We start from the raw sequence: 3,305 nt of genomic DNA, 5'->3' as shown, positions 1-3,305 counted from the left end.
GTAAATGCCTCTTATGAGTAACATTTACCTCCTACCCGATTAGTTAGTATACTATCTTCTGTCCCTTGCTGGTGATGTAAATCTTGCCCTTTTGTGGAACGGAAACCTTTCTGCCTTCCAGATCAAAATAGGCTGTCGGTCTGTTTTTACCGATGATGACCGAAGAGATTCCGGTAGGAGAGAAGTTCTTGAGATAATCGAAGGTTACCAGACCGGTTGCTTCATCCTTTGTGATGTTGTAGAGCGGATGACTCGTATCAACACTGTTGTTCAGGGTGATACTGGTCAGACTGTTCACCTCGTACTCTGTAGCAGAGCCCGCCTTGTAGGTCGGGAACGGGTCGTTCTGAAGACTCGTGATAATATCATTGTCGCTGACAGTTCTATTATAGCTGTTGTATACCATTCCGTCTGCAGGAACAATCATTACCCTTGGCTTACCTGTCGTGTTGTTGGGATTATCCCCCAGATTAACCGAAGTCTTGTCATCGTAGTCGATGCGCCATACCAGCATTCCGTAACCCAGCGCCTCCTTGTACCATCCCTCGTTTCTGATATTCTGCAGCAGCAGGTATTCGCCCTGGCTGTTGGCTATAATCTTGTATGCATCCGATGCCTTGTCGTATGGTTCCAGCTTTATCTGCTGAGCCTCGGTATCAGAAAGGAGGGTAGGCTGTTTCCATCCTACGATGCTCTTCTCCCATGGTGAATAAGGGATAGGCTGGTAGCCGTTAGCCTGATAACTGCCCATATCCATGACGTCCCAATATTCAGGACTCTGGTTATGGTTTGTGAGGTTGTTGGTCGGATAGATGTCTGGCAAACCGAGGGTATGCGAAAACTCATGGCAGAAGAGACCGATACCATTGATGAAGTATTTGCCGTCTTGGGTATCTTCAGGTTTATTGTTCAGCTCGTTGTTAATGCCGAACCGGCATACCTTTTTACCGTCATAGGTTCCCAGTCCTCCTACGGTACCCGATTTCGGCCAGAGACAATCGCTTGAATTACCTGAGATGCTTTCAGAATAGCCGGCATAGATTACATATACGAGGTCTACATATCCGTCGCCGTCGCTGTCGTAATTGGCAAAGTTAACCTTGGCGTTTACCTGCTGGCAGGCTTCCTTAATCATCTGAGGAAAGTTGGTGTCACTGCCGTCTCCACTTCCGTTCTTGCCGTAATAAGCTGAATTCTTGCTTACCGTAACAGGACCCACTACGTCAAACTGTGGTATAAACTGGTTATCGCTCATATCAGCGAAATACTGCTGTACGCTGCCGTAGTTCTGGCAGTATTTCTCGTTGGTGATAAACACTTCTTTATCAGCCTCAGGCATAGCTTCTCCCTTCTTTCCGTTGAGGTAATGGTTGAATGTTGCAACCGGATCCTTACTCTTGAACTTCACATCCTGAAACTGCACCAGGAGTACCAATGCCTTCGGACTTCCCTTATGAGGGAAATAGCTTGGGCTCCATGTTCCTATTTCTGAAGCTCTTGTAAGATTCTCTGAAGAGAAAGCACGGGTCTTTCGGGTGTTCAGCTCTTCAGCAGTTATCTTTTCGTATTTTCCGTCTTGGGTTTCCCGCAGGGGTGTACCGTCCAGCAGCATGTAGTAGTGGAAGGTTTCGTCGCCATGCAGGGTAGCACATGCTACGGTTCCATCAGCCAGCATAATCTTGGCGATGCCCGGTTTAGCCTTTACGGCATAGAGATTGGCGATGCCCAGGAAGGCGAGCGCCAGAGAGATGATTGTCTTCTTCATAAACAGTCAGGGTAGATGGGGATTATTTGTAAAAGTATTGTCCTTTCTTCTGAGTCTGGCGTCCAAACTCGATGGCGTGATGCGGACAATGGTGATAGCAGGTAAAGCAGGTGAGGCAATCCTTGTGATGCAGCCATTCCGGGTATTCTCCATGACCGCCCTTGATATCGCCTACAGGACAGACGTTGGCACAGATGCCACACTTCACGCACTTGTCTTTCTCCACATGAAACCGCTTGTCGGTGATGAGCACCTTCTCAAAGAATCCGCCCACAACCTTGGTGAAGAACCAGGGGATAGGACCTTTTACCAGACGGTTCACGCCCTCTTTCCTGTCGAATATCTCTTCGCAGATAGCCGCCAGTTCCTGTGCCGATTTCGATTTCTTATGAACTTCGCGCTCCTTCGGATCAACATCCATGAAAGGAAGTCCTACATAAGATTCCGGCATGATGAGTGAGTAGGAAGCAGAAACCTCCGTGATGCCCAATGCCTGAAGCGATGCATTCTGCGAAATCGTATCGTTGAGGTTCTCGATGGTGAGTCCGATGCTGTCGCCTGCAGTACAGACGCAATAGGCGAAAGGATGCTTTCTGACCATCTTCTTATTACCTTCTGTAGTAGCATCAGAAGTTATCTTCATCTTCCTGATAAACTCCCTTACAAGGCGTGGAACTCTCCAGCCATGTATGGGGAAAACGAATCCGAGCCGTTCATTCTCTTTCAGAATAAACGGCTCGGCTATATTGTGGCTTGAATCATCCGCCCGCATATAAGGGGCGATAGGAATCAAGTCTTCGTGTGTAGCCGCTGCCAGTCTGGCTGCTGCCCACTTGGTATTTCCTGTTCCTGAGAAATAGAAAATCATGCTTACTTTTAAATATGTATTGAGCTAGATTATTTCTTTTCTGTCATAACACCTTCTATATAGAGACGTGACATTTCTACATTGCCGTTAGAACGGACGGTGATGCTCTTCTTGAAATGACCAGGGAACATGCCCTTGCCGTTATAGGTAACACTAATCTGTCCCTTCTCGCCTGGAGCGATAGGCTTCTTGGTATAAGAAGGTACGGTGCAGCCGCAGCTGGCAATAGCCTGGTTGATAATCAAAGGCTTGTTGCCCACATTGGTGAAGGTAAAGGTAGCCTTCTGTACCGGATTTGACTCTTCGAACGAACCGAAGTTGTGTATCAGTTTGTCGAATTTAATCTCTGCCTGAGCAGATGCAGTAGCTACAAGAGCCACCAGCATTGTGAGTGTCAATATGATTCTTTTCATCTTCATATCCTTTCTTCTTTTTTATATTTTCTCTTTAATTTGTTTCTTATTTTTATATAATTCGATGCAAAAGTACATATAAAGTTTAGTATTACGCTACTTTTTTACATTATTTAAAACAATTATGCCTTATATTTCATGTTACAGCCTTCTTTTCTGTGGAAAAGTGGGGGCGCAATACTCCTCATTATGAAGATGTTTGCAGATTCCTGAACAAAAGGAGGGTGTGTCATAAGTCTATGGCGCACCCTCTTTTATG

General features: G+C 46.1%; 3 protein-coding genes. All 3 read right to left on the bottom strand.

All coding sequences use genetic code 11. From position 1 onward, the window contains the following. Positions 1-43: 43 nt before the first annotated feature. From DWV53_RS14945 to DWV53_RS14935, 3 genes are read right to left on the bottom strand one after another with little or no spacing between them, the layout of a single operon-like run. Entirely contained in the window at positions 44-1,765 is a 1,722-nt protein-coding gene (locus DWV53_RS14945) for a M6 family metalloprotease domain-containing protein (RefSeq protein ID WP_118155402.1), read from the bottom strand. 22 nt (positions 1,766-1,787) lie between these two features. After that, a complete protein-coding gene (locus DWV53_RS14940; RefSeq protein WP_118155400.1) occupies positions 1,788-2,633 on the bottom strand; it encodes an EFR1 family ferrodoxin in 846 nt (281 codons plus the stop codon). Positions 2,634-2,662: 29 nt separating this feature from the next. After that, entirely contained in the window at positions 2,663-3,046 is a 384-nt protein-coding gene (locus tag DWV53_RS14935; protein ID WP_117587320.1) for a DUF1573 domain-containing protein, read from the bottom strand. Positions 3,047-3,305 lie beyond the last annotated feature (259 nt).

Source organism: Segatella copri, assembly GCF_003465495.1.
In the GTDB taxonomy this organism is placed as follows: domain Bacteria; phylum Bacteroidota; class Bacteroidia; order Bacteroidales; family Bacteroidaceae; genus Prevotella; species Prevotella copri_G.
The sequence above is the reverse complement of the archived record's forward strand: the minus strand, read 5'-3'. Positions and strand labels throughout refer to the sequence as shown.